Source organism: Streptococcus sp. E24BD, assembly GCF_041807825.1.
Lineage (GTDB): Bacteria > Bacillota > Bacilli > Lactobacillales > Streptococcaceae > Streptococcus > Streptococcus entericus.
The window spans coordinates 1-22,738 of sequence record NZ_JBGTZB010000031.1 but is presented as its reverse complement, the minus strand read 5'-3'; the positions used below and the strand labels follow the sequence as shown (position 1 = coordinate 22,738).

27 protein-coding genes are annotated in these 22,738 nt (G+C 45.7%); 3 read left to right on the top strand and 24 right to left on the bottom strand.

Going from position 1 to position 22,738, the window contains the following annotated elements:
- Window positions 1-257 precede the first annotated feature (257 nt).
- The 9 genes from ACERC5_RS07955 to ACERC5_RS07915 all read right to left on the bottom strand — a co-directional run bounded on the left by ACERC5_RS07955 (window position 258) and on the right by ACERC5_RS07915 (window position 6,865).
- Window positions 258-476: a YdbC family protein gene (locus ACERC5_RS07955; protein WP_018368273.1), complete on the bottom strand. Its 219-nt coding sequence runs from the start codon at window positions 474-476 to the stop codon at window positions 258-260.
- A 102-nt stretch (window positions 477-578) separates the two neighbouring features.
- The gene (gene recN / locus ACERC5_RS07950) at window positions 579-2,237 is read right to left on the bottom strand and encodes a DNA repair protein RecN (protein WP_373659326.1); all 1,659 of its coding nucleotides are present in this window, start codon (window positions 2,235-2,237) and stop codon (window positions 579-581) included.
- A gap of 53 nt (window positions 2,238-2,290) precedes the next feature.
- Window positions 2,291-3,121, bottom strand: coding sequence for a TlyA family RNA methyltransferase (locus ACERC5_RS07945; protein WP_373659327.1), 831 nt, complete (start codon window positions 3,119-3,121; stop codon window positions 2,291-2,293).
- Window positions 3,114-3,980 carry a polyprenyl synthetase family protein gene (locus tag ACERC5_RS07940; RefSeq protein ID WP_373659329.1) on the bottom strand — a complete coding sequence of 289 codons (867 nt, stop codon included), beginning with the start codon at window positions 3,978-3,980 and terminating at the stop codon, window positions 3,114-3,116. Before ACERC5_RS07940 ends, ACERC5_RS07945 begins: the two co-directional genes overlap by 8 nt.
- Window positions 3,981-4,193, bottom strand: a complete 213-nt coding sequence (locus tag ACERC5_RS07935) for an exodeoxyribonuclease VII small subunit (protein WP_018368269.1) — start codon at window positions 4,191-4,193, stop codon at window positions 3,981-3,983.
- Entirely contained in the window at window positions 4,171-5,511 is a 1,341-nt protein-coding gene (gene xseA / locus ACERC5_RS07930) for an exodeoxyribonuclease VII large subunit (RefSeq protein WP_373659353.1), read from the bottom strand. Before xseA ends, ACERC5_RS07935 begins: the two co-directional genes overlap by 23 nt.
- A 213-nt stretch (window positions 5,512-5,724) precedes the next feature.
- On the bottom strand, window positions 5,725-6,063 hold the full coding sequence (locus ACERC5_RS07925) for an ATP cone domain-containing protein (protein WP_018368267.1): 339 nt from the start codon (window positions 6,061-6,063) through the stop codon (window positions 5,725-5,727).
- A gap of 144 nt (window positions 6,064-6,207) precedes the next feature.
- A complete protein-coding gene (locus tag ACERC5_RS07920; protein WP_373659330.1) occupies window positions 6,208-6,465 on the bottom strand; it encodes a DUF2129 domain-containing protein in 258 nt (85 codons plus the stop codon).
- 100 nt (window positions 6,466-6,565) lie between these two features.
- Complete coding sequence (locus ACERC5_RS07915) at window positions 6,566-6,865, bottom strand: rhodanese-like domain-containing protein (protein ID WP_373659331.1); 300 nt, start codon at window positions 6,863-6,865, stop codon at window positions 6,566-6,568.
- 103 nt (window positions 6,866-6,968) lie between these two features.
- Between ACERC5_RS07915 and ACERC5_RS07910 the strand changes: the two genes are divergently transcribed.
- The gene (locus tag ACERC5_RS07910; protein WP_373659332.1) at window positions 6,969-7,604 is read left to right on the top strand and encodes an MBL fold metallo-hydrolase; all 636 of its coding nucleotides are present in this window, start codon (window positions 6,969-6,971) and stop codon (window positions 7,602-7,604) included.
- A 110-nt stretch (window positions 7,605-7,714) separates the two neighbouring features.
- Here ACERC5_RS07910 and dnaX read toward each other — a convergent pair whose 3' ends face one another.
- From dnaX to ACERC5_RS07890, 4 genes are read right to left on the bottom strand one after another with little or no spacing between them, the layout of a single operon-like run.
- Window positions 7,715-9,373: a DNA polymerase III subunit gamma/tau gene (dnaX, locus tag ACERC5_RS07905; protein WP_373659334.1), complete on the bottom strand. Its 1,659-nt coding sequence runs from the start codon at window positions 9,371-9,373 to the stop codon at window positions 7,715-7,717.
- Window positions 9,373-9,867 (bottom strand): GAF domain-containing protein, encoded by a 495-nt coding sequence (locus ACERC5_RS07900; protein ID WP_373659335.1) that lies wholly within the window; start codon window positions 9,865-9,867, stop codon window positions 9,373-9,375. Before ACERC5_RS07900 ends, dnaX begins: the two co-directional genes overlap by 1 nt.
- Window positions 9,868-9,918: 51 nt before the next feature.
- Window positions 9,919-10,203: a DUF1294 domain-containing protein gene (locus tag ACERC5_RS07895; RefSeq protein ID WP_373659336.1), complete on the bottom strand. Its 285-nt coding sequence runs from the start codon at window positions 10,201-10,203 to the stop codon at window positions 9,919-9,921.
- Complete coding sequence (locus ACERC5_RS07890; RefSeq protein ID WP_373659337.1) at window positions 10,194-10,922, bottom strand: sulfite exporter TauE/SafE family protein; 729 nt, start codon at window positions 10,920-10,922, stop codon at window positions 10,194-10,196. The genes ACERC5_RS07895 and ACERC5_RS07890 overlap by 10 nt, the downstream gene beginning before the upstream one ends.
- 281 nt (window positions 10,923-11,203) lie before the next feature.
- Between ACERC5_RS07890 and ACERC5_RS07885 the strand changes: the two genes are divergently transcribed.
- Both ACERC5_RS07885 and ACERC5_RS07880 read left to right on the top strand, forming a co-directional pair.
- Window positions 11,204-11,371, top strand: a complete 168-nt coding sequence (locus ACERC5_RS07885) for a hypothetical protein (RefSeq protein WP_373659339.1) — start codon at window positions 11,204-11,206, stop codon at window positions 11,369-11,371.
- Complete coding sequence (locus ACERC5_RS07880; protein WP_373660526.1) at window positions 11,355-12,029, top strand: lysostaphin resistance A-like protein; 675 nt, start codon at window positions 11,355-11,357, stop codon at window positions 12,027-12,029. The genes ACERC5_RS07885 and ACERC5_RS07880 overlap by 17 nt, the downstream gene beginning before the upstream one ends.
- Window positions 12,030-12,081: 52 nt before the next feature.
- On the opposite strand, the gene smpB is transcribed toward ACERC5_RS07880, so the two are convergent.
- The 11 genes from smpB to ACERC5_RS07825 all read right to left on the bottom strand — a co-directional run bounded on the left by smpB (window position 12,082) and on the right by ACERC5_RS07825 (window position 22,512).
- On the bottom strand, window positions 12,082-12,549 hold the full coding sequence (gene smpB / locus ACERC5_RS07875) for an SsrA-binding protein SmpB (RefSeq protein ID WP_373659341.1): 468 nt from the start codon (window positions 12,547-12,549) through the stop codon (window positions 12,082-12,084).
- Window positions 12,512-14,875 (bottom strand): ribonuclease R, encoded by a 2,364-nt coding sequence (gene rnr / locus ACERC5_RS07870; RefSeq protein ID WP_373659342.1) that lies wholly within the window; start codon window positions 14,873-14,875, stop codon window positions 12,512-12,514. The genes smpB and rnr overlap by 38 nt, the downstream gene beginning before the upstream one ends.
- Window positions 14,876-15,032: 157 nt before the next feature.
- Window positions 15,033-15,269 carry a preprotein translocase subunit SecG gene (gene secG, locus ACERC5_RS07865; protein ID WP_373659343.1) on the bottom strand — a complete coding sequence of 79 codons (237 nt, stop codon included), beginning with the start codon at window positions 15,267-15,269 and terminating at the stop codon, window positions 15,033-15,035.
- A gap of 47 nt (window positions 15,270-15,316) precedes the next feature.
- On the bottom strand, window positions 15,317-15,463 hold the full coding sequence (gene rpmG, locus ACERC5_RS07860) for a 50S ribosomal protein L33 (RefSeq protein WP_083907116.1): 147 nt from the start codon (window positions 15,461-15,463) through the stop codon (window positions 15,317-15,319).
- A 61-nt stretch (window positions 15,464-15,524) separates the two neighbouring features.
- Window positions 15,525-16,157, bottom strand: a complete 633-nt coding sequence (locus ACERC5_RS07855) for a GDSL-type esterase/lipase family protein (RefSeq protein WP_373659344.1) — start codon at window positions 16,155-16,157, stop codon at window positions 15,525-15,527.
- 4 nt (window positions 16,158-16,161) lie between these two features.
- Complete coding sequence (locus ACERC5_RS07850) at window positions 16,162-16,455, bottom strand: DUF2809 domain-containing protein (RefSeq protein WP_373659346.1); 294 nt, start codon at window positions 16,453-16,455, stop codon at window positions 16,162-16,164.
- A gap of 124 nt (window positions 16,456-16,579) precedes the next feature.
- A complete protein-coding gene (locus ACERC5_RS07845; protein ID WP_373659347.1) occupies window positions 16,580-17,896 on the bottom strand; it encodes an FAD-containing oxidoreductase in 1,317 nt (438 codons plus the stop codon).
- 207 nt (window positions 17,897-18,103) lie between these two features.
- On the bottom strand, window positions 18,104-18,610 hold the full coding sequence (locus ACERC5_RS07840; RefSeq protein WP_373659348.1) for an N-acetyltransferase family protein: 507 nt from the start codon (window positions 18,608-18,610) through the stop codon (window positions 18,104-18,106).
- Window positions 18,611-18,920: 310 nt separating this feature from the next.
- Window positions 18,921-20,867 carry a fructose-specific PTS transporter subunit EIIC gene (locus ACERC5_RS07835; protein WP_373659349.1) on the bottom strand — a complete coding sequence of 649 codons (1,947 nt, stop codon included), beginning with the start codon at window positions 20,865-20,867 and terminating at the stop codon, window positions 18,921-18,923.
- Window positions 20,864-21,775, bottom strand: a complete 912-nt coding sequence (pfkB, locus tag ACERC5_RS07830; RefSeq protein WP_373660525.1) for a 1-phosphofructokinase — start codon at window positions 21,773-21,775, stop codon at window positions 20,864-20,866. The genes ACERC5_RS07835 and pfkB overlap by 4 nt, the downstream gene beginning before the upstream one ends.
- Window positions 21,772-22,512 carry a DeoR/GlpR family DNA-binding transcription regulator gene (locus ACERC5_RS07825; protein ID WP_373659354.1) on the bottom strand — a complete coding sequence of 247 codons (741 nt, stop codon included), beginning with the start codon at window positions 22,510-22,512 and terminating at the stop codon, window positions 21,772-21,774. Before ACERC5_RS07825 ends, pfkB begins: the two co-directional genes overlap by 4 nt.
- Window positions 22,513-22,738 lie beyond the last annotated feature (226 nt).

Here is a 22,738-nt window from a genome sequence, read left to right as displayed (position 1 = left end):
TCAGAAACTTTGAAAAGACAAAACTCGCATTTTCATTGCCATAAACATAAAACGAGAGAAGACAAGAACTGTCCTCTCTCGGTGTTAAGTGGGTCAACCCACTACAGTTGACAAAGAGCCTTTTTAACGACTAAGAAATCATCTTAAAATGCTTTCATGCAATTGATTGACAAATAGTAAAAGGATCTGGTTCTATTAGCATAGTTCCAAATCCTTTCGACAACATGTCCCTCAAGGTCTAGGGATAATTCATGTTTTTAATACCCTGGTCGGAAAGCGTCCAGAATGGTTTTAAATTCCTCGTTGGTGAAGGTGATGCCCTTGCCCATCTTGGTGTGGTCTTCGTTCCACATCCGGATATCAAATTTAGGCTCAGCACCGTTAAAACTCACTCGGTTGAGCTCCTTACTCCATCCTTTATCGTTGGTCGATAGGACAAGCAATCTCTCTGTAATCTCAAATGTAAATTCTGACATGGTCAGCCTCCTTAAAATAGTTTGGAAATCTCTTCCTAATAAGTTATTCGAAAACTCTTGTAAAAAAATGATAGATTTTTTAACTTTTTTATGATTTTTTACCTAGATACCAAGTAATTCTCGGGCTTGCTGTCTAGCTGTCTCTGTGACGTTTTCCCCAGCTAGCATTTTTGCAATTTCTTCCACCCGTTCATCTGTTGTCAAGAGGCGAACTGTAGACACGGTACTCTTTTCATCGCTTTGTTTTTGAATGAAGAATTGATAATCCGCGATAGCAATAACTTGTGGCAAGTGAGAGATGGCTAGAATCTGACCGTGGTTGCCAATTTTATAAATTTTTTGTGCAATTGCTTGACCAACACGACCGGAAACACCCGTATCCACCTCGTCAAAAACAATAGCTGTTTTATCTTCACGTCTAGCAAAAGCAGACTTAACAGCCAGCATCAACCGAGATAATTCGCCTCCTGAAGCCACCTTGACTAAAGGCTTAAATTCTTCACCTGGGTTGGTTGAAATGTAGAACTCGACAGTCTCATTTCCCTCACAGCTAAATTTTGAGCTGGTGAAACGTACCTGAAAACGCGCCTTTTCCATGTAAAGGTCTTTTAACTCTTGATGAATATCCTCTTCTAACTGTTCAGCAAGCTGGTGTCTAGCTGTAGAAAGCTCTTTCACTTGATTGACAAGGTCACGTTCAATGATTTTCAGTTCCTTTTCCAAATCTTCAAACGAAAAATCATCTCCTGTTAAGAGCGCATATTCTTTGCTAATTTGCTCAAAATAAATCAAAACATCATCAACTGTGCCACCATATTTTTTTGTCATGCTATGAATCACGTCAAGACGATTCTCGACCATCATCAAGCGCTCACCATCAAACTCCAAATCATCAATGGTAGCACCTAAACGCCTAGTAATCTCCTCTAAACCATAGTAACTCTCGGTGAGTTGTTGGGAGAATTCCTGATAGGTTGCATCATAGTCTTCAATGGTCTGGAGGTCATTCATAGCTGAACGAATATTGGACAGGCTGGAAAAATCCTCGTTATCTAGTAAGGCATAGACATTAACCAGCGTATCTGCGATGGTTTTATGGTTCAGCAAGCGTTCCCGCTCCGCTAGCAAGTCTTGGTCTTCACCAGATTTTAGTTCGGCTGCTTCTAGCTCTGCAAGCTGGAACTCCAACATCTCGATTCGCTCCCGATGCTCCTGTTGATTTTTTTTGATAGTAAGTAAATGCTTGCGCTTTTTGCGATAACTGTCAAAGCTTGCCTGATACGCTTTTTTCAAGTTCCAAAATGCTTGCTCACCAAAGCTATCTAATAACCTGATATGGTGCTGAGGACGCATCAGCTCTTCTTGATCATGTTGACCATGAATATCAACCAAATGTTCACCAATAGCTTTCAAGGTTGATAAATTGACCAACTGACCATTAACACGACTGACTGATCGCCCATTAGCAGAAATCTCTCGGCGAATAATCAACTCCTCAGTTGGATCAATCCCGTTATCCGTCAGCAACTGAGTCAAAGAACTGCTATAATTGACAGAAAATAACCCTTCGATTTCTGCTTTTAGTTGACCGTGGCGAACCACATCGTGACTGGCGCGACTACCCAGCATCATGTTCATGGCATCAATGATAATTGATTTGCCGGCACCTGTTTCACCAGTCAGGACCGTCATCCCCTTATCAAAGGTCAGGCGAATCGCTTCGATAATCGCAAAGTTTTTAATCGCAATTTCCTGTAGCATCAGTTCTCCTTCTGAGTTTATCGTTCACAATCGGTAAGATTGGTTGGGTTAGTTTAATGATCGCTGCTCTCGCGTTTAAAGGTATCATGAGCATTTTGAACAACTCTTACAATTTTTTCTAGCACTAATGATTGAGGAGCAGGAGATTTTTCAAGGTGAGCTAAAAACTCAATATTGCCTTGACCTCCTTGAATAGGAGAGAAATCAAGGTTCAGAACTGAAAAACCTAACTGGACTGACCTGTCTACCACCTCATATATGACCCGTTCATGGACAGCCTGATCTTTAACAATACCATTTTTCCCAATAAATTCTCGCCCAGCCTCAAATTGCGGTTTGATTAAGGCCACTACTTGCCCACCATCAGCTAAAATCTCATGTAAGGCTGGCAGTATAAGGGCTAAGGAAATAAAGCTCACATCAATCGATGCCACTGTCGGCTGACCATGTGTAAAATCTGCCAAGCTGGCGTAGCGAAAATTGTATTGTTCCATGGATAGGACACGTGGGTCTTGTCGCAACTTCCAAGCCAGTTGATTAGTACCGACATCAACAGCATAAACGGACTTTGCACCCGCTTGTAGCATAACGTCTGTAAACCCACCTGTTGAAGCCCCAATATCAAGACCAATTTGGTCAAGAACAGATAATCCAAAAGCAGACAGCGCCTTCTCCAGCTTTAGCCCACCACGACTAACATACTTCAAGCGCTCGCCTTTTAATTTGAGTTCCGTTGCTTCATCAATCTTCTCACCAGGTTTGTCATAGCGTTGCCCGTTCATCACAGCAACCACTAGACCAGCCATCACGCCACGTTTGGCCTGCTCCCTTGTCTCAAAAAGCCCTTGCTTATAGGCAAGCACGTCAACACGTTCTTTAGCCATGAAGTCGCAACCTTTCTATCATGTCTCGGACTTTTCTTAAGTCCACATCCTCGTCTCGCTCTAGTTTTTGGAAAATAGCTAGCGCTTGATCCAAACAATCATTGAGAAGGTCATAGGACTCATTTAGACCTAACAGTCTTGGATAAGTTGATTTTTGAGCTGATAAGTCTTTTTGTGGTGTCTTTCCTAACTCTTCAAAGCTAGCTGTCACGTCCAAAATATCATCACGAACTTGGAAAGCTAAACCAACCAGTTCGCCTGCTAAACGCAAATCAGCGATTGATAAACTGTCCAGCTCAGCGATTATCCCAGCGGCAAGGAAAGGGAAAGCAAGCAACTTGCCCGTCTTGTTAGCATGAATCGTTTTTAGTTCAGTGACTGTCAACTGACGACCTTCTCCCATCATATCGAGCATCTGACCACCCACCATGCCATAGGTGCCCACAGCTTCCGACAGCTCAGCGATTAAGTTTAGTCGTACTTGAGCTGGCAAATCAGCCCTGGCAATCAGACCAAACGGGTCTAAAAACAAGCTATCACCTGCTAAAATCGCTGTAGCTTCGTCGAACTGCTTATGGTTGGTCAAGCGACCACGACGGTAGTCATCGTTATCCATGGCAGGCAAATCATCGTGAATCAAACTACCTGTATGAATCATTTCAAGACCAGCAGCCACCTGATAATGGGCATCTGTCAACAACACGCCGAAACCTTCTAACAGTTGCAAGAGCAAGACAGGGCGAAGACGTTTACCACCGCTATCGATAGAATAGTAAATAGCCTCGTTAAGGCGTTTGGCTACTGGCGATTGAGCATAGTAAGCGGCTAAGGCTTTGGTGATGCCATCAATATGCTTCATCTAATCTAAATCCTTTTCACTGCCGTCAGCTTGCATCACCTTAACCAGCGTTTGCTCCGCCTCAGCTAGCGTTTGTTGTAGGGTTTTCGATAGTCCAATTCCTTTTTGGAACTCACTCAAGGCTTCTTCTAGGGGAACGTCACCATTTTCCAAGCGGTTGACTATCGCCTCTAAGGCCTGCAAATTTTCTTCAAATGTTGGTTTCTTTGACATTTTTAACCTCCACGTCTAATTGCCCATCTTGTAGTGTAATGGTCAACTCATCACCAACCTTAATACCTTGCACTGATGGTGTGATGATGTCTTCTTTTTGGATGAGGGCAAAGCCTCGTTTCAAGATACGATCCGTATCTAGAGACAGAAGCCTTGTCTCATATTGCTCAACATCAGCTTGGCAGACCGCAATCTGATGTTTCATGTGTTGAACTAGTCGGTGCTGGTAACTGAGCACTTGCTCAGCTCTTCGTTCAACTGTTCCTGCCAGGTCTTGACTCAACAAACGCTGGTGCAGTAGCTGGCGAGAAGCACCTACGTCCATCACTCGTCCTTTAAAATGATGTGTTAAGGTCGTCAGCAACTTGTCCAAACGCTGTAAATAGCTATCATAAAGTCGCTCAGGCTGGCGAAAAATTACCGACTGATTCAGCTTTGCCACACGCTCCTGTTGATAAGTCAAACGCCGTTGCACGGCCTGATATAGTCGTAATTGCCTGTCCTTGACAAAAGCGACGACATCAGCCTTGGTCACAGGCGTGGCCAGCTCAGCAGCAGCTGTTGGTGTTGCTGCACGCTTGTCCGCCACAAAATCTGCTAAAGTGGTATCCGTTTCATGACCGACACTGGAGATAATGGGCAGGCGAGATTCAAAAATCGCTTCGACGACCAGTTCTTCGTTAAAAGCCCATAAGTCTTCAATTGAGCCACCGCCTCGCCCAACAATCAACAAATCAAGGTCAGTGCGCTGATTTGCTAAGCGGATGTTCGTTGCGACTTCATGAGCAGCCCCATCTCCTTGAACTTTAGTCGGAAATAGTAAAATCTCAACACCTGGGAAACGGCGACTAACTGTGGTGATGATGTCCTTAATCACTGCCCCACTGGGGCTTGTAATAACACCGATTTTGCTGACAAACTGAGGCAGAGCTTGTTTATGGCGGTCATCAAAATAGCCTGCTTCTCCCAGCCGCTTTTTCAACTGTTCAAAAGCAACAGCTAGGGCACCAATGCCATCTGGATCAGCTTTTTCGATGACAATAGAGTAACTACCGCCAGGTTCATAAAGTTGGATACGACCAACAACATTGAGCTTCATGCCTTCTTCTAGAGCGAAACCCAGTGATTTATAAATACCAGCCCACATGGTGGCTTGAATCACAGCCTTGTCATCTTTTAGGGAAAAATACTGGTGAGTTGGCCGTCTACGAAAGTTAGACACTTGACCAGTCAAATAAACCCGTTCCAAGTAAGGATCACGGTCAAACTTTAGTTTTAAATACTTGGTTAAGTCGCTAACCGATAAATAGTTCACCAGAACACCTCCCAATTGATACTTTTTATTATAGCATAAAAACCTGCATTCTAACGGATATTTGCTAGACTTGTTTGCCGTTTAGCCCGAACGCTCATCAGTTCTCATTGCCAATATTTGGTAAGAACGCTTGCGGATAAGGACTAAAATCAAGTTCAAGTCAAAGCACATCAGTTGTGAATACAGGCTCTGAGTAGATGGTCAATCGTTGAAAGATTATCTAATCTGATCAAATTTTAGATGGACACTAATTAAATCACCATAGCCATTACGCTCCAAATCGCGTTGCAAACGATAAGAGATATAGTGCTCTGCGATATTGAGGTAGCCAGCTTCTAAAAGGCGATATTCAACCATTGATTGAATCATCGAAATTGTTGGACGCTCAACCTGTGCCTCATGCAAATCAATGACGACTTTCTTAGTTACTTCAGCCAAATTTTCACGCCAAGTATCATCAATCACATAGACTGTTCGTGCGGCTTTAATGATGGCTTGATAAATCTTATCTGGGTCAAAGTCAGCTAACTGACCATTTCGTTTAATAATTTGCATCGCAAACCTCCTTGAAAATATTAAAAGCGTTTTCTTTCTTCTATTATCTAATAAAGTGACTGCTTTTGTCAAGGGTTTTCTTTGAAATTTTCAATTCTTCCAGTCAAAGTGAAAATGGACTAACCACTATCAAGCACTCGGTCACTAGACCAGTTCATGAGCAGTCAGATTACCAACAAATTGGCGGTCAATGTCATCCAGATAGGACGGTTGGACACTCTTGACAAATTTCAGAGCCTTGAGCTCTGTCATCACAGCCTCGATGTCATCTGATGGTACATAGATGAGGACATAGCGACATTTCTTAGAATGGTAGTGAAAATCACCGTACTTATTAAGTTTTCGGCTATCACGATTATAATAAAGATGGACAAAAAGTCCCACACGGCTCGGTGTTTCCATAAGCCCTCCTATTGGTTATACTTTCTTCTATGATAACATGGCAGAGCTATCTAAGCAACCAAAAAACTGAGATGATGTCACCTCAGTGTAATCAGCTCTGCTATTGCCCAAACTCTTGGTAATCAAAGCCACGTGCAACCATATCATCGATAGAGCCTAAATCGACCACGTTGGTGTAGCCCTTTTCTTCCAAAAGGCTTTTGGCTTCTTTAGACTTAATCCCTAAGCGGCAGTGCACATAGATTGGCTGCTCCTTGTCCTCTGGCAAGTCAGTTGTCGCTAAATCCTCCAAGGGAGCGCTCTGACTACCCTTGATGTGCCCAGCTGCATAGGCAGATGCTGGACGAACATCTAATAACAGTGCACCTTTTTCAATAGCAGAAAAAATATCTGTTGTCATCTCTAAACTCCTTTCATGACTATTTTATAATTTTTTTGACCAGATGTGTTATTTTTTGTCCTGAATTCATGCAAAATATAAGGTTTTTTGCTATACTGGTCTTATGAAAATTTTAAAAACCATCAACGCTGTTGCTAGTGAAAATACCTACTTTCTCATTAACGATCAGGCTGTCCTGGTCATTGACCCAGGTAGTGATAGCCAAAAAATTATAGACACTTTGACCAATATTGACAAACCTGTTGCAGCCATTCTCTTGACTCATACCCATTATGACCACATCATGAGCGTGGACATTATCCGCGAAAAATTTAACCATCCGCCTGTCTATGTGTCAGAACATGAGGCCAGCTGGCTCTATACGCCTGTTGCTAATCTTTCTGGATTAGCACGCCATGATGATATGGCCGATGTGGTCATCCAGCCAGCAGAGAAAATCTTCGTGCTTCACCAAACCTATCAACTGGCGGGGTTTGAGTTTACTGTGCGACCAACTCCAGGGCATTCTATCGGAGGTGTCTCTTTTGTCTTTGACCAAGACGAAATAGTTATTACAGGTGATGCTCTCTTCAAGGGGACTATCGGACGAACAGACTTGCCAACCAGCGATCATCAAGCGCTCCTGACAGGGATTCGCGAACAGCTCTTTACCCTGCCTGACCACTATACGGTCTACCCTGGACACGGCATGAACACGACGATAGGAAATGAAAAACGGTTCAACCCTTATTTTTCTTAAACCTAAACCCGCACTAACCATCTAAAATCGCTTAACCATCAACCTAAACAATTGATCACAAAGAGGTCCTATCGAAAATTATACGTTTCGATAGGACCTCTTTTGACGATTTAATCATCTACCCATTCAATCTTCTCTGCTAGAAATTGAAAAGCTTCTGGGACAACTGGTGCTTCTTGAGACACTTCTTCTGCTGGCTGGTCGTTGGACCGATGCTGTCTAGCAAACTCTGTCCGAAGCAGCTTGAAATCAGCCTTGGTCACCGCCATAATATTTGGAGAGAAACCAGCTGCTTGACTCATGATATTGCCAAAAATAGTGTTCAGATCGCCTCGCTTCATGACCTGCTCGGCACTAAAGGCCGTTTCAAATGCTAGGAGCGCATTTTCTGCGTTGGCTAAAACAGGTTCAGAACCAAGCAATAAGGCTCTGTCCTGCGGTGAAATGCTGTCTAAAATCTCATTCCAGGCCCCCTTAAGAGCATCCAGATAGGCGCGTGACTGCTGAGCTTCCTGCACAGTCTCTGCCATAATCTCCAAAACCTTACGTTTGTCCAGCTTGTAGGCATTTTTGATTGGTGCTGCTTTCTTTTGGGAAATAGCAGAGCCACTTGGTTGTTGCTGGAGACTAGCTAGTAAGGTCTTGAGCTCTGTGAGCTGATGCTTCAAGCTGCTAAGCTGTTGAGCCACATCATCAGGCAGAGTTGTTTCCTGTGCTGGATTAGCCAATTTGATGGTCATCATTTCAGCGTATAATTTGGGATGACTGCCTGATTTTATCTCGGACAAGCTCCTCGTCACAATGTCAATCATGGTAAAGAGCTGCTCTGCAGGTAAGGCAAGGTGATCCTGATCTCCTAATCCATCAACTTCACCTCCATGCTGAGCGATTAAGAGGTCTCGCATGTAGGTCAGCAAATCAGTCGCAAAGCGACCCATGCTCTTCCCACTATCAAAGATGGTCTGCAAATGCGTCAAGGCAGACAAGCTGTCCTGCTCTGCTATAGCACCAAAATAAGCCGATAAAGCGGTCAGGGCAATCGTTCCTGTGATATCCTCTACAACACTTGTCGTTAGCTGGGTTCCATCTGATAAACTAAGCGCCTGATCAAGGATAGATAAGGCGTCACGCATCCCACCTTGTGCCTGCTTGGAAATAATAGCTAGAGCTTGTTCGTCATAGGTGATCTGTTCTTGGTCGAGGACATGGGCTAGATGCTCTCGGATAGCCGCAGGCTTGATGCTCTTGAACTCAAAGCGCTGGACACGCGACAGGATTGTTGCTGGAATCTTGTGAAGTTCCGTGGTCGCAAGGATAAAGACCACATTATCTGTCGGCTCTTCTAGGGTCTTGAGCAAGGCATTAAATGCCCCTGTCGAGAGCATGTGCACCTCGTCGATGATGTAAACCTTATACTTAGCTCGGCTGGGGGCATAGGTCGACTTGTCTCTGATGTCACGGATTTCATCGACCCCATTGTTAGAAGCAGCATCGATTTCAATGACATCTTCTAAGGCACCTCTAGTAATATCTTGACAGAGGTCGCAGGCGTTACAAGGTTCACCGTCCACCTGATTGGGACAGTTCATGGCCTTGGCAAAAATCTTGGCAGCGGAGGTTTTACCTGTTCCTCGAGGACCTGAAAAGAGGTAGGCATGGCTAATCTTGCCCGTCGCCACTGCCTGCTTGAGGGTCTTGGCGATAACTTCTTGACCAACCATCTCGTCAAAGGTTTGGCTACGGTATTTGCGGTATAGGGCTTGATACATTAGTCAGCTCCAAACATGTCAAAATTAAAGCGGGTCTTGGTTAATAGCAGATCCACAAACTGCTCTAGGTAGTTTTGGTCAACGTCATCGTAGTCACCAATGACATGGCTATCCAAATCCAGCACTCCGATGAGCTGACCATTTTTAACCATCGGCACGACGATTTCAGACATGGCAGCTGAATCACAAGCGATGTAATTAGCATGCTCCTTGACATTTGGTACAATCATGGTCTCACGTTTTTCAGCAGACTCACCGCAGACTCCTTTCCCCAGAGCGATATGAACACAAGACACCTTGCCTTGGAAAGGGCCTAAAATCAATTCTTGCCCATCAAACAGGTAAAAACCTGTAAAAACGGAGTTCGGTAAGGTCTGATTGATTAAGGCTGAAGCATTTGAAAGATTAGCTAAAGCATTGGTTTCTTGAGCAAACAGCGCTTCAGCTTGTGCCAGCATAAGCTGGTAATTAGCAATTTTTTGAGATTTTTCCATAAAACCATTATAACAAAAAAAGGGACGATTGCCCACAGCCAAGCAATCGTTTTAAAAATAGCGGAAAACAAGATAAAAAGTGCCTATACTTAAGACGATACCTAACCACCATGCCAAGTGGAAATACCATTTTTTTGTTTTATGGTGACAGAGCAGAGCAGCCACGTAGGCACCTGTACCACCGTAGATAGATGTTATAGTTAATAGCGTTTTTTCAGACATGCGCCATTCTCCTCTGATGGCACGGTACTTGTCCCAAATATAAACTAAACCGACCGCTATGTTCCAAACTAGCCATAGCATGGTTAACCATTGACGAAGAGTTATTAGTTCCATAAGGTCGTCACCACAGTCAGGATTCCAGAACAAGCAATCAGCCAATAAGTGGCTTGTCGCAAATGATTAGGGTTTAATCGCTCGTTAAGACGATGGGCAATCTGCAAGCCTCCTGTCATGGCTAAGAGACCCAGAACGATAAAAGGCAGGTGAGACGAATCCAGAATGCCTTGTTGCAACCGAAGCACTAAATTGACTGCGCTAACCAGTACAAAAGATAACTGCAAGGTCGCGAGATATTCTTCACGACTTTTAGAAAAGGCTAGGTACAGCACAACCATCAGCGGACCGCCAATCCCAAAAAAGCCATCACTCAGACCAGATAGCCCACCCACAATGACCTTAGTCATCAGGTTAGGTGTTATGACAAGATTATCCTTAACCAGCAAAAAATAAAGGGCCAACACGATTAAAAAGACACCGAAAGCTAGTTTTAGACTAGTCGTATTAAGCCTTGGCGCCATCTGGATAGCGGTCAAACTCGCCATGATATAAACGGCGACAATCACCCAGATATTGCTCCAATTAACATGCTGTCGATAACGATAGAAAATCATCCCACAAATCCAAATGGCAATCGCACCAGAGACCCCAGCTGCTTCTGGCAAAGGCAACAGATAGGGCAAAACAAGCATACTGATAACACCTGCTCCAAAACCTGTCGTTCCTTGAACAATCCCCCCGATAAAGGCTGCCAAGGCAAATAACATATAGGGCATAACCCCTCCTTTCTACACACGTTTTCTATCATACACTATTTTTTAATTTCCTTCTACTCAGAAAACTTATTGAACAAGAGTTAGTTTTCAACACAATTAAATCATTCTTGACGACATTACTATCGGGTGATAAAATGATGGTAAAATATTGTTAAAACTAACCATTCTGGACGTTTCGATGACTGTTTAGGAATTAGCCGTCAAAAATTCCCTGATATTGCTATACTCAGAACATCACTGGCCAGTGGTAACAATAGCAATTTTTAAGGAGAATTTGTTAGATGAAAACTCAAACAAGGAAACCATTAACCGAAAAAGAATTACTCAATATTAGCGGTGGAGTTGCGGTTATTGACCCATTTGCCTGTGGCGGGGCGGTCGCGTCATGTCACCTGATAGTTATGAGGAAAAAATCAAACGGAGAACTCCCTAATGGCACCATCTTCTGACATCAAACAACACCTCAAGCGATTGAGCTATCCAATCTTGATGGTCATCCTATATCGTTGCTATGAGTACGTCGTTATCTTATACAGAAAAAATAGTTTTGGCATCACAAATGTTTCTATCGTTAACTTTTTTGCCACGCTAATCCTACTGGCAAGCTATGTTTTTATCCTCAAACATTTTCAAAAAGAGCTTTTCCATCACTGGCGCGTGACCAAGCAACAGGTGATGATAGCTCTCTTACTCTTTGTCTGTGCTCAGTTACTCCGTCTCCCTATAAAATCACTGATAAACTATGGTGGAACCAGTAGTTTTCAGAAAGAATTGAGCTTTTTGAGTTTCGTCCCCTTGGCACAAGCCTTGCTCATTTTAAATTATAATATCATCGGTCCCATCCTAGAAGAACTCATCTGTCGTGCCGGTTTTATGGATGCTTATTTCAAAAACTCACGTCATTACCTCGATGTCTTATTGTCAGCTTCTTTCTTTTCAGCCTTCCATTTTATCGGCTATTCATGGTCGTGGATAGCCTTTATCTTTTATCTGATACCTAGTTTAGCCCTATCTATGGCTTATCGCTACAGTAAGAACATCTACATCCCTATCGTGATGCATATTGCTTGGAATAGTCTTGCTGATCTTTGGGCTTTGATTAGCTGAACATTTTTCCTCACAAAAGAGCAACCCTCTGACAAAGGTCAGAGGGTTGTGTTTATCGTCCATTAAAGTTCTTCATGGTGCGCTTGATATCCCTGTTCTGATCACGACGCTTGATGGACTCACGCTTGTCGTAGTCATGTTTCCCTTTGGCCAGACCGATCAAGAGCTTAGCAAAGCCATCCTTGAGATAGACCTTGAGCGGTACGATGGTCATGCCTGTGCCCTTGACCTCCTGCTCCAGCTTCGCGATTTCCTTGCGCTTGAGGAGGAGCTTGCGGGTACGCTCAGGGTCGGTGTTCCAGATATTGCCCTGCTCAAAGGGGCTGATATGCACATTGACCAGCCAAGCCTCTCCTCGCTTGATCTGCACATAGCCATCCTTGAGCTGAATCCGCGCCGCACGGACACTCTTAATCTCCGTCCCTGTCAGCACCAACCCTGCCTCATAGGTCTCTACAATCGTGTAATCATGCCGTGCCTTCTTATTTTGCGCGACGACATTTCCCTGCCCCTTTGCCATGCTTTGATCCTTTCTTAGCCTTGTCCTTGAGCTTTTTGCCCTTCTTCTGCTCTCTTTCTTTTTGGGAAATGACAGCCTTACCTGACCGCAGGCGATGAGACTTGCTGTCGCTTCCCTTGTCCTCGTGACGCTTTTTATGCTGCCGTCTAGCACGGCTAGTTCTGTCTGACTTCGCTGGCTTTTCCCTAACATCTAGGTCGCTCGGCAGGTAGTCAAAGTCAATATCACCCGTCTCCTTGTCCGCCCTGGTCAGTTTGACCCTGATGGGCTGACCAACACGGAAGACCACGCCAGATTTTTCCCCATGAAGACTGAGCGTCCTTTCATTGTAGTGATAGTACTCTGGTAGATTGGTCACATGAATCAGACCTTCGATGGTATTTGGCAACTCGACGAAGAGACCAAACTTAACCACGCTGGAGATGATACCTTCAAAGTCTTCGCCCACATGTTTTTCCATGTACTCAGCTTTCTTCATGGCTTCAACCACTCGCTCTGCATCGATGGCGCGACGCTCTAAAGCCGATGATTGGCTGGCAATTTCAGGAATGATTTGCTCAAAATGCTCCACTTGTTCAGCCGTCAAATGACCGTACTCTCTGATTAACCGATGCACCAAGAGGTCAGGGTAACGGCGAATAGGGCTGGTAAAGTGGGTGTAAAAGGCTGCTGCCAACCCATAATGGCCGTGGTTGTGCGCCGAGTACCTCGCCTGCTGCATAGAGCGCAACAGCATCATGGATAACACATCGCTGCCTGGCTGCCCCTCGATATGCTTCATAACATCTTGCAGGGCTTCTTGCGAAATCTTGCTGGCAGTACCTCGAACCTGAACCCCAAAAAGGCTAGCATAGTCGATGAATTTCTGTAACTTTTCTGCCTTTGGCTCCTCGTGAATCCGATAGATGAAAGGCAGGTTGAGCTTATTGAAGTGCTGAGCCACGCATTCATTAGCTGCAAGCATGAAGGACTCAATCAAGCGCTCAGCAACCCCACGTTCCCTGACAACAACATCAAGAGGCAGACCCTTCTCGTCAACGAGAATCTTACTCTCTCTGGTATCAAAGTTGAGACTACCCCGACGCTCCCTCATCTGCTTGAGAATCCTATGTAGCTCTGCCATGTCCCTAACCGCCGCAGCAATCAAGTGATACTGCTCCAAAAGAGCCTCATCACCCGCCAACATGCCATTAACGTCGGTGTAGGTCATGCGGTAGGTGGTCTTGATGACTGACTGGCAGATCTGATAATCAACCACGCGCCCCTGACGGTCAATCTCCATGATGGCCGACTGGGTCAGGCGATCCACCTGCGGGTTGAGGGAACAGATGCCGTTAGACAGGCGTTCTGGTAGCATGGGAACCACTCGGTCAGTCACATAGACTGATATCCCCCGCTTGAGTGCTTCCTTGTTCAGCTCGGACCCTTCAGTCACATAATAGGACACATCAGCGATGTGAACCCCCAGCTCGAAGTTGCCGTTGTCCAACCGCTTGATGTGAACGGCATCGTCCAAGTCCTTAGCATCCGCCCCGTCAATGGTAAAGGTCAGTTCCTGACGCAAATCGACCCGACCAACATAGTCCTTCTCTTGCGGCACATCTGGCAAAGCGTCGGCCTCCGCCAGTGCAGCTGCTGGGAACTCGGACACAATATCCATGCTCTCTAGCACCTCTAAGACATCAATCCCAACATCCCCCTCGTGCCCGATAATGTCACGAATGCTCGCTACAAAATAATCATTTTGGCGACTAGGATAAGTCTCGATAGCAATCTTGACAATCTCTGACCCCTCAAGCACCAATGAGGTTGGCTTGAGGTAAATCCGTTGCTGGATTTTCTGGTTTTTGTTGGTCATGTAGCCGATGTAGTCTGGCTGTTGATTGTCGAGTATCACCTTGCCAACCACGGTTGTGAGCGCACGCTTGACCACCTTGACCACACGGACTTCAGCAGCCGTGCCTTTGAGGCGGTCACCAACCTTGGTGATAGCAACCTCAACGGTATCACCATCCAAGGCATGGCCGACATCGTTACGACCGACAAAAAGGTCATTTTCTGCCTCATCGACACTAACAAAACCAAAACCTGCCTTATTGGCACGGAAAATCCCTGTGAGGGTGATGTCCTGTCTCTTTGGTTTCTTAGTGTTTAGGGCAATGTTCCCTTGGTCATCGAAGGTAAGTCGCCCTTGGCTTTCTAGTTTGGAGATGGTCTTGACCAGGTCACGAAAGCCTGCCGAGGTCGCCATATCGAGACCTTCAGCGAGCTGATGGACACTGGACTTGCCATGCTCCTGTAAATAAGTTAGTAATTGTTCTTTCATTTCCTTTAATCCTTTTGTTTGATAGCATGTATCCTTTTTTTCACAGACCACACCGTCTGATTGTTCTGTCAGGGGAGGTTTAAACCAGTAGAGGACATCGCTCTGCTATTTTCAAAGCAATAAAAGAGCTTGGGACAACCGTCACAAGCTCACTTGACTATTTACTTGATAAAATAGCTAGCACCAAGGCAATGGCCATCCAGAAAAAGACCAAAATTCCCGTGAAACGTTGCATAAATGCTTCAAATCCACGTGCCTTTGTCCGCTCAAAGAGAGCTTCTGAACCACTGCTATCGAAAACGTTGCTGCTTGGGTTTTTCTGCGGTTGCATAAAAATTGCGACCACTAAGAGCCCAGATAAAACAAGTAAAATGGTGAGTAAAATGCTATACATCTCGTGTGTCCTCCACTATCATCTTGACCATTCTAACACATTTTCACTTAACATTCAAGATGTAAGGTCACTTTTCTCTCTTTGGGACAGTATTTTGTCACTTGAATTTTTTCTGGATGAGTGGTTTTATTTTTACTGGTCAGGTAATTTTTACTGCCACACTGGCTACACTTGAGATGGATTTTTATGCGCATGGCTGCTACACTTCCTTCTGACTAGAATAAATGCGTTTCTCATTATACCACAATCCTTCAGTTAAATCACCTGCTGTAGGATCTCCGCTAAGAGAACATAGCCTGCTTCACTGAGATGTAGTCCATCTTTTGTTAAATCAGGGGCAAGTTGACCGGCTTCATTCAGGAAAGAGTGGTAAGTGTTGACCAACTCCACACCCGCTAGGTCGTCTGCTAAGGCAGCATAGCCTGCATTCAGGTCTTGGATAGCCTGATTTGTCCGATTATCCACGGTATGATAATAGACCTTATCCTCATTCACTGGTAAAACTTCAAGCAGATAGACTGTCGCTAATGGGTAATCCGCCCTAATCTGACCAATCATCTCCCGAACGTTAGCAAGCGTCTTTTCGCGTGGCAAATCATAACCAATATCGTTAGTCCCAATTAAAAGCACCACTTGACGAACTGCTGAGCCGAACACATGAACTGCTAGATGATCCAGAAGGTGCTGGCTGTTTGAGGCTGCGCTACCACGATTAACCCAGGTACGTTTGATATTCATCAAACGCTCAATGGGGAACCATTCGGTAATGGAATCCCCGATAAAAATCAATTCAGGATAAACCAAGGTTTGGTAGTTAAGGCGACGATAATCTTGTCGCTTCTTGTCACGTATTTTCTCGTAGTATTGATCCATTTTTGGGGTAATCACCGCGTCACTCCTTTTTTAATAGTCGATCATCAATCAGAAAAATAGCCAGAATGCCAACAGCATAGGCGACTAAATCCCAAAAGCGGAAGCCTTGTCCTAAAAACAAATGCCCTAGTGTCGTCTGTCTGATAGCAAGAAGCCAGTCCCACGTCAACAGTTGGGACCATTCCACCACAAAACTAGTGACTAGCGCTAAAATAGCTGTTGTTCGACGACTGGTTGACATCAAAATCAGCCGATAACCCAAATAAACAGCAACAGCCCACAAGGCATCACCCAGTTCTGCTGGAAAAATCACTAGCTTCCTGGATGATAAGCCGAGAAAAATAGTCAGGATTAAGAGATAGAAGTAACTTTTTCTGTTAATGAGCATAGCCTATTATACCATAAAACCACCAACTTCTCAGTCGGTGGTCATTTTTTTAGAAATTAAAGACATCGTTCAAGTTCTCAGCCATCGTTGGATGAGTGAAGAGTTGGTTCTTGATGTAGGTGTAAGGAATCTTATTGTCAATCGCCATGGTCAGGAGGTTAATAATCTCCTGAGACCCAGCTCCAAAGAGGGTTGCTCCCAGGATAAGCTTGGTCTTTTTATCCACGACGACCTTGTAAATACCACGGAGATCGTTGTTGACATGGGCACGTGGCATGTTGGCGACTGGCAATTCATTAGCGATGACCTCGTAGCCTGCAGCAATGGCCTCTTTTTCGGTCAAGCCGACACGAGACAGGGCTGGTTCGATAAAGACAGTCGTCGGTACCTGACCACGGTCACTGCGTTTGTAGTCACCATTGCCAGTCAGTTTGCCAAAGACGATACGGAAATCATCTAACGAGGTGTAGGTAAACTGAAGACCTCCATTGACATCGCCGACAGCGTAGATATCTTTAACCGTTGTCTCGCAGTAGTCATCAACCTTGATTGCCCCACGCTCAGTCAGTTCGATGTCGGTGTTCTCAAGACCCAAATCCTCAGTAGCTGGCTTGCGACCTGTGGCATAGAGAACAGCGTCAAAAGCATAGTCTTCCCCATCTGCGGTTACAAGGACAGTCGCTCCGCTATTTTTCACCCCAGAAATCGAGACACCGAGTTTGAAGCTAACGCCGTCTTCCTCTAGGTAACTCTTAGCCAACTTAGCGACCACTTCCTCATCGCGACCGAGAATGGTCGGTGCGGCATCAAAAACAGTTACTTGGCTGCCCAGTTTGCTGTAAAGGCTAGCGAACTCGAGACCGATGTTGCCACCTCCAATGATACCCAGACGTTCAGGACGCTCACTCAACTGCTGGATACCTGTGCTGTCATAAACACCGGCGGTATCTAAAAGCCCAGGAATCGGCAGGACATTGGACTTAGCTCCTGTGTTGATTACAATGATATCCGCCGTCAATTGCTCCTTGTCCTCGCCAGCCGTCAGCTCCACGGTCTTGTTTGCAACAAAGCGGGCACGGGCGTTATAGAGGTCAACACCTGCGCCTTTAAGAACAGCCTCGTTCTTGTTACGCAGACGGGTCACAACAGTTTCTTTTTGGGACATGGCTTGCGCAAAATCCCAGTTTTTCTCAGCTGCCACAATCAGGGTCTTGGTTGGGATACAGCCGATGTTAATGCAGGTCCCACCGTACATGGCCGAATTTTCCTCGACCAGAGCCACCTTTTTGCCAGCTGCTGACAGTTTGCCAGCCAGAGTCTTACCAGCCTTACCAAAGCCGATAACCAATAAATCGTAATGGGTCATAAGACGCCTCCTTTTTCTTCTGTTCCTTCTATTCTAGCAAAAAAAAACGAACATGTCTGATTTTCGCTACGGTAGCGAACAAGATGAGCAAAAATCAGCAACAAGGCTGTACTGGAGCAGTTGTTAACTAAAATAACAGAGTAGTGCGTGACAAAAACTTTGGTTTATTCTGAAAGATGTCACTACTACCATTTTGACTACTAATTGTCAACGATTTTTATTTGTCAAAACCTGCTTTTGCAACCAGACGATGTCGTGCCACTGGTCAAACTTGTAGCCAACTTCTTTAAAATGGGCAACCTGTTCATAACCACGTTTTAGATGAAAAGCAATGGAAGGCTCGTTAGGTAGGGCAATGCAAGCCAAAAAATTGACAATACCCATTGCAACAAGCTGGCGCTCAAGCTCATCGTAAAGCGCTTTGCCAATGCCATGATGGCGCACAGTCTGGTCAACATAAACCGACAGCTCAACCGTCCAATCATAGGCTGCTCGATTCTTATAGGAACTAGCGTAGGCATATCCAAGCAAAGCACCGTCAGTACCTTCAGCGACGAGATAGGGAAATTGCTGACTAATGGTATGGATTCGCTGGGCGAAATCGCTGGCGCTAGGCACCTCAATTTCAAAGGTGATTGCTGTATCTGTCACATAAGGGGCGTAAATGGCGACAAGCGCTGCCGCGTCCGCAGGGGTTGCAGGTCTAATCTTCATGGTCTCATTATACCACAAGGAGAGCAAAATAGCTTTTCTGACAGTGATCATGCAGGTGTTACATCGCTATATGGCTTGATAGAAAAGATTTAACGAGAAAAATGAAGAAGATAAAAAGGAAACAGTGGACCGCTACTACAACTATTTCTAAACTAATTCATTAGTAGGACAAGCAAAGGGCTTGATGAAGCTCTCCCCAGATACTGGTGAGCTTTTTTTGTAGCAGTTGTAGCCTGTCTGTCAGATCTGATGGCTTTGATAATCTTTTCAAATACATAAAAACCCCGCCACAAGGACGAGGTTTAAGCGCTTATTTTGCCTGACGCAAAGCACCGTAAAGGATACCTGAAACAATAGCTCCGATGAGGATAAAGGCGATGTAGAGCACTGGATTGCTGGTAAGAGCAATCACGAAGATACCGCCGTGTGGCGCCATGAGCTTGATACCAGACAGACCGACCAAGGCACCCGCCAGAGCAGAACCAGCTACAAAGCTAGGAATAGCACGCGCTGGGTCAGCTGCACCAAACGGAATCGCTCCTTCTGTAATGAAGGACAACCCCATCACAATATTGGTCAAACCAGAGTTACGTTCTTCAGCAGTGAACTTGTTTTTGTAAAGGAGAGTGGCAACAAAGACCGCAAGTGGTGGCACCATGCCGCCAGCCATAACCGCTGCCATCGCTACAGAACCACCGTTGGCCACAGTCGCTGCCAAGGTTCCTGTACCAAAGACGTAGGCCGCCTTGTTGACTGGACCACCCATATCGACCGCCATCATGCCCCCAAGAACAAGACCGAGGAGAATAGCAGAGCTGCCTTCAAGACCTGACAAGAAGCTGTTCATGCCTTCGTTAATTGCCGCCATAGGAATATTGACAAAGTACATGAGGAAACCAGTAATCAAGACACCAAGAAGTGGGTAGAGAAGGATTGACTTAATCCCTTCCAGAGATTTTGGCAAGTTTGCCAAGGCTTTCTTGAGACCAAGGACAACCGCACCAGCCAAGAAACCACCGACAAGGGCACCGAGGAAGCCTGATGATACCGCTGTTGGTACAGCACCTTCTGCTGCTGCACCAAATTCAATCTTACCGATAGCCAGACCGTCTTTAGCAATGGCACCTGCCACGAAACCAGCAACTAGACCTGGTTTTTCAGCGATGGAGTAAGCGATATAACCAGCCAGCAGTGTCAACATGAAGCCGAAGGCTGCCCCGCCGATTTTCATAAACATAGCTGCCAATTCATTGTAAGAACCAAGGCTACCCAGACTATCCTGTGGCACACCGAGCGCACCGTCAATCAAGAAGGCCAAGGCGATGATGATACCGCCACCGATAACAAATGGGAGCATTTGAGACACCCCGCTCATGAGGTGCTTATAGAAGGCACCACCAAGGCTAGTTGGCGCAGCTGCCGCTGCTGTTTGACCGTCATTTTTCGCCACGTAGGTGTCCGCCTTTCCATCTAAGATGATGTTGATGAGTTCTTCTGTTTTCTTGATACCGTCTGCGACTGGACGTTGTACCAGTTGTTTACCGTTAAAGCGGTCCATCTCAACTGCCTTATCTGCGGCGATGATAACCCCTTTGGCATTAGCAATGTCCTCAGTGGTCAAGCGGTTACCAACACCTGAGGCACCGTTGGTTTCTACCTTGATCCCAACACCCATCTCAGCCGCTACTTTTTTAAGAGCCTCTTCTGCCATGTAGGTGTGGGCAATCCCTGTCGTACAAGCTGTGACTGCCACGATAAAGTCTTGGCTAGCTGGTGCTGAGCTGTCAGCTGAAGCTGTCGCAGCGGCTTCTTCTGAGTTGAAAGCTGCCACTACCTCTTCTGCTGAGCCTGCTTGACGGAGTTTTGCCGCAAAGCCCTCTTTCAATAAATACTTAGACAAGTCTGCAAGAGCTGCCAAGTGGGTATCGTTTGCCCCTTCTGGCGCTGCAATCATGAAGAACAAGTCCGTTGGCTGACCGTCCAGCGACGCATAGTCCACACCCTTGTTTGACTTAGCAAAGAGGACAGTCGCCTCCTTAACCGAAGCATTTTTGCTGTGGGGCATGGCAATTCCATCACCGAGACCAGTTGTCATCTGCGCCTCACGGTTCATAATCCCTGTCTTAAAGGTGTCCGCATCCGTCACCACGCCTTGTTCCACCAATTTCGCAATCATCTCATTGATGGCTGCTTCCTTTGTTGTTGCTTGCAAGTCCAGCAACATGACATTTTTGTTCAGTAAATCCTGAAGTTTCATCGTGTTTCTACCTCTACTTTTTGATAAGTTTCTGTGATAAAGCTCATGTCAGCCAAATCATCTGAGAAGGCTGTTGCCGTGCCACAGGCGACACCCCATTTGAGGGCTTCAACTGGGTCACCAGTCTCAACCAGCTTCCCTGTAAAACCAGCCACCATGGAATCTCCTGCACCGACTGAGTTTTTTACCACACCCTTGATTGGCTTGGCGAAATAAGCCGCTTCTGGCGTCACGAGCAGCGCACCGTCGCCTGCCATGGACACAATCACATTTTGAGCACCCTTGGCCAAAATCTCACGGGCATAGCGCTCAACATCGTCCAGACCATTGAGTTCCACCCCAAAAATAGCTTCCAGCTCATGATTGTTTGGCTTGACAAGCAAAGGCTGATGGGTCAAGCTGTCCAGCAAGGTCTGCCCTTCAAAGTCACAGACCACCTGTGCACCGGTCTCGCGCACCAGTGGAATCAAGCGGTTATAGACTTGATTGCCCAGACTGGTAGGTGCAGAGCCTGCAAAGACGACCACATCCTCAGCCGTCAGCTGACCAAGCTGGCTTTCCAGCTCTGCCATCTTCTCCGTGGAAATGACAGATCCCGCCCCGTTGATTTCCGTCTCTATATCAGCCTTAATCTTGACGTTAATGCGGGTGTCCTCCGCCACTGTGACAAACTGGTGAGCGATGCCCTCAGCTGTCAAGCCATCACGGATAAAAGCACCCGTAAAGCCACCGACAAAGCCTGTCGCCTTACTCTCTATGCCTAAGCTATGGAGAATGCGACTGACGTTAATGCCCTTGCCACCGACATACTTATCGTCGCTGGTCATACGATTGACACTGCCTGTCTCAAGGCTGTCCAGCCGAACGATAAAGTCGATGGAAGGGTTGAGTGTTACCGTATAAATCATAGGTCAATCACCCTCGTTTCTGTTTTTAGTCGTGTAAGGATTGCTTTATCGGTCGTCGTCGTCAGAATCGTCACTGCCGTCACGGGTGCCACCTTGACAAAGGAAACCTCACCCAATTTTGAGCTGTCCGCCAAAATATAGGTCTGGCGGCTATTGGCAATAATGGCGGACTTGACCGCTGCCTCAGCCATATCTGGCGTGGTCAGATAGCCATCGTCAATGCCATTCATCCCCAGAAAGGCTTTGTCAAAGTTCAGTCCTTGGATTTGGGTCAATGCCAGAGGGCCGATAGAAGCATCCGTTGAGGACTTGATGTCCCCACCGATGATAATGGTCCTTATGCCCCTATCCACCAGCTTAACCGCATGGTGAATAGAGTTGGTCACCACCGTCACCTGCTGATTTAGCTCTTCGACCAGCAAGTCTGTCGTCGTCCCAGAATCGATAAAAATCACATCCCCATCAGCTACCAAGGTCTTGGCATAGCGGGCAAGGCGTTGCTTATCTTGCACGTTTTTGACAGATTTTTGCTGATTGGTCAGCTCTTCCTGTAAGGTTTGGATTTTCTCCGCCCCGCCGTGAATCCGACGAAGCTTGCCTTCCATCTCCAGCTCATCCAAATCTCTGCGAACCGTAGACTCAGAGGTCGCCAGCAAATCAACCAAACTCTCTAAGCTCACCACTCCATCCTGAGCGATTTTCTCAGCAATCAGGCGTTTTCGTTCTGATTTTAAGATGACCTCCACCTCCTTTGCAATCGTTTACGCTATTAGTTTACCATATTTTCTGCCAATGTCAAGCAATATCTATCAAAAACTTTCAAATCAGCAATAACAAAGGCTCTATAATTTCTGTAGTGGGTAAATCCACCATGGAGATTATAGAGCCTTTTGAGTGTAGAAAAAAAGTTCCATATGACCTACAATGAAAAGTGCTTAAACAACTCATTAGAAAGACACATAT

Coding starts and splice junctions, on each gene's coding strand:
- recN (WP_373659326.1), bottom strand. CDS start 2,237: ATGCTACAGGAAATTGCGATTAAAAACTTTGCGATTATCGAAGCGATT.
- dnaX (WP_373659334.1), bottom strand. CDS start 9,373: ATGTATCAAGCCCTATACCGCAAATACCGTAGCCAAACCTTTGACGAG.
- ACERC5_RS07890 (WP_373659337.1), bottom strand. CDS start 10,922: ATGCCCTATATGTTATTTGCCTTGGCAGCCTTTATCGGGGGGATTGTT.
- rnr (WP_373659342.1), bottom strand. CDS start 14,875: ATGAAAGAACAATTACTAACTTATTTACAGGAGCATGGCAAGTCCAGT.
- ACERC5_RS07945 (WP_373659327.1), bottom strand. CDS start 3,121: ATGGCTAAAGAACGTGTTGACGTGCTTGCCTATAAGCAAGGGCTTTTT.
- ACERC5_RS07925 (WP_018368267.1), bottom strand. CDS start 6,063: ATGCAAATTATTAAACGAAATGGTCAGTTAGCTGACTTTGACCCAGAT.
- ACERC5_RS07835 (WP_373659349.1), bottom strand. CDS start 20,867: ATGAAACTTCAGGATTTACTGAACAAAAATGTCATGTTGCTGGACTTG.
- ACERC5_RS07910 (WP_373659332.1), top strand. CDS start 6,969: ATGAAAATTTTAAAAACCATCAACGCTGTTGCTAGTGAAAATACCTAC.
- ACERC5_RS07955 (WP_018368273.1), bottom strand. CDS start 476: ATGTCAGAATTTACATTTGAGATTACAGAGAGATTGCTTGTCCTATCG.
- ACERC5_RS07920 (WP_373659330.1), bottom strand. CDS start 6,465: ATGGAAACACCGAGCCGTGTGGGACTTTTTGTCCATCTTTATTATAAT.
- ACERC5_RS07895 (WP_373659336.1), bottom strand. CDS start 10,203: ATGGAACTAATAACTCTTCGTCAATGGTTAACCATGCTATGGCTAGTT.
- ACERC5_RS07840 (WP_373659348.1), bottom strand. CDS start 18,610: ATGAAGATTAGACCTGCAACCCCTGCGGACGCGGCAGCGCTTGTCGCC.
- secG (WP_373659343.1), bottom strand. CDS start 15,269: ATGTATAGCATTTTACTCACCATTTTACTTGTTTTATCTGGGCTCTTA.
- ACERC5_RS07880 (WP_373660526.1), top strand. CDS start 11,355: ATGGCACCATCTTCTGACATCAAACAACACCTCAAGCGATTGAGCTAT.
- ACERC5_RS07885 (WP_373659339.1), top strand. CDS start 11,204: ATGAAAACTCAAACAAGGAAACCATTAACCGAAAAAGAATTACTCAAT.
- pfkB (WP_373660525.1), bottom strand. CDS start 21,775: ATGATTTATACGGTAACACTCAACCCTTCCATCGACTTTATCGTTCGG.
- rpmG (WP_083907116.1), bottom strand. CDS start 15,463: ATGCGCATAAAAATCCATCTCAAGTGTAGCCAGTGTGGCAGTAAAAAT.
- ACERC5_RS07940 (WP_373659329.1), bottom strand. CDS start 3,980: ATGAAGCATATTGATGGCATCACCAAAGCCTTAGCCGCTTACTATGCT.
- ACERC5_RS07900 (WP_373659335.1), bottom strand. CDS start 9,867: ATGGAAAAATCTCAAAAAATTGCTAATTACCAGCTTATGCTGGCACAA.
- smpB (WP_373659341.1), bottom strand. CDS start 12,549: ATGGCAAAGGGGCAGGGAAATGTCGTCGCGCAAAATAAGAAGGCACGG.
- ACERC5_RS07845 (WP_373659347.1), bottom strand. CDS start 17,896: ATGACCCATTACGATTTATTGGTTATCGGCTTTGGTAAGGCTGGTAAG.
- ACERC5_RS07935 (WP_018368269.1), bottom strand. CDS start 4,193: ATGTCAAAGAAACCAACATTTGAAGAAAATTTGCAGGCCTTAGAGGCG.
- ACERC5_RS07915 (WP_373659331.1), bottom strand. CDS start 6,865: ATGACAACAGATATTTTTTCTGCTATTGAAAAAGGTGCACTGTTATTA.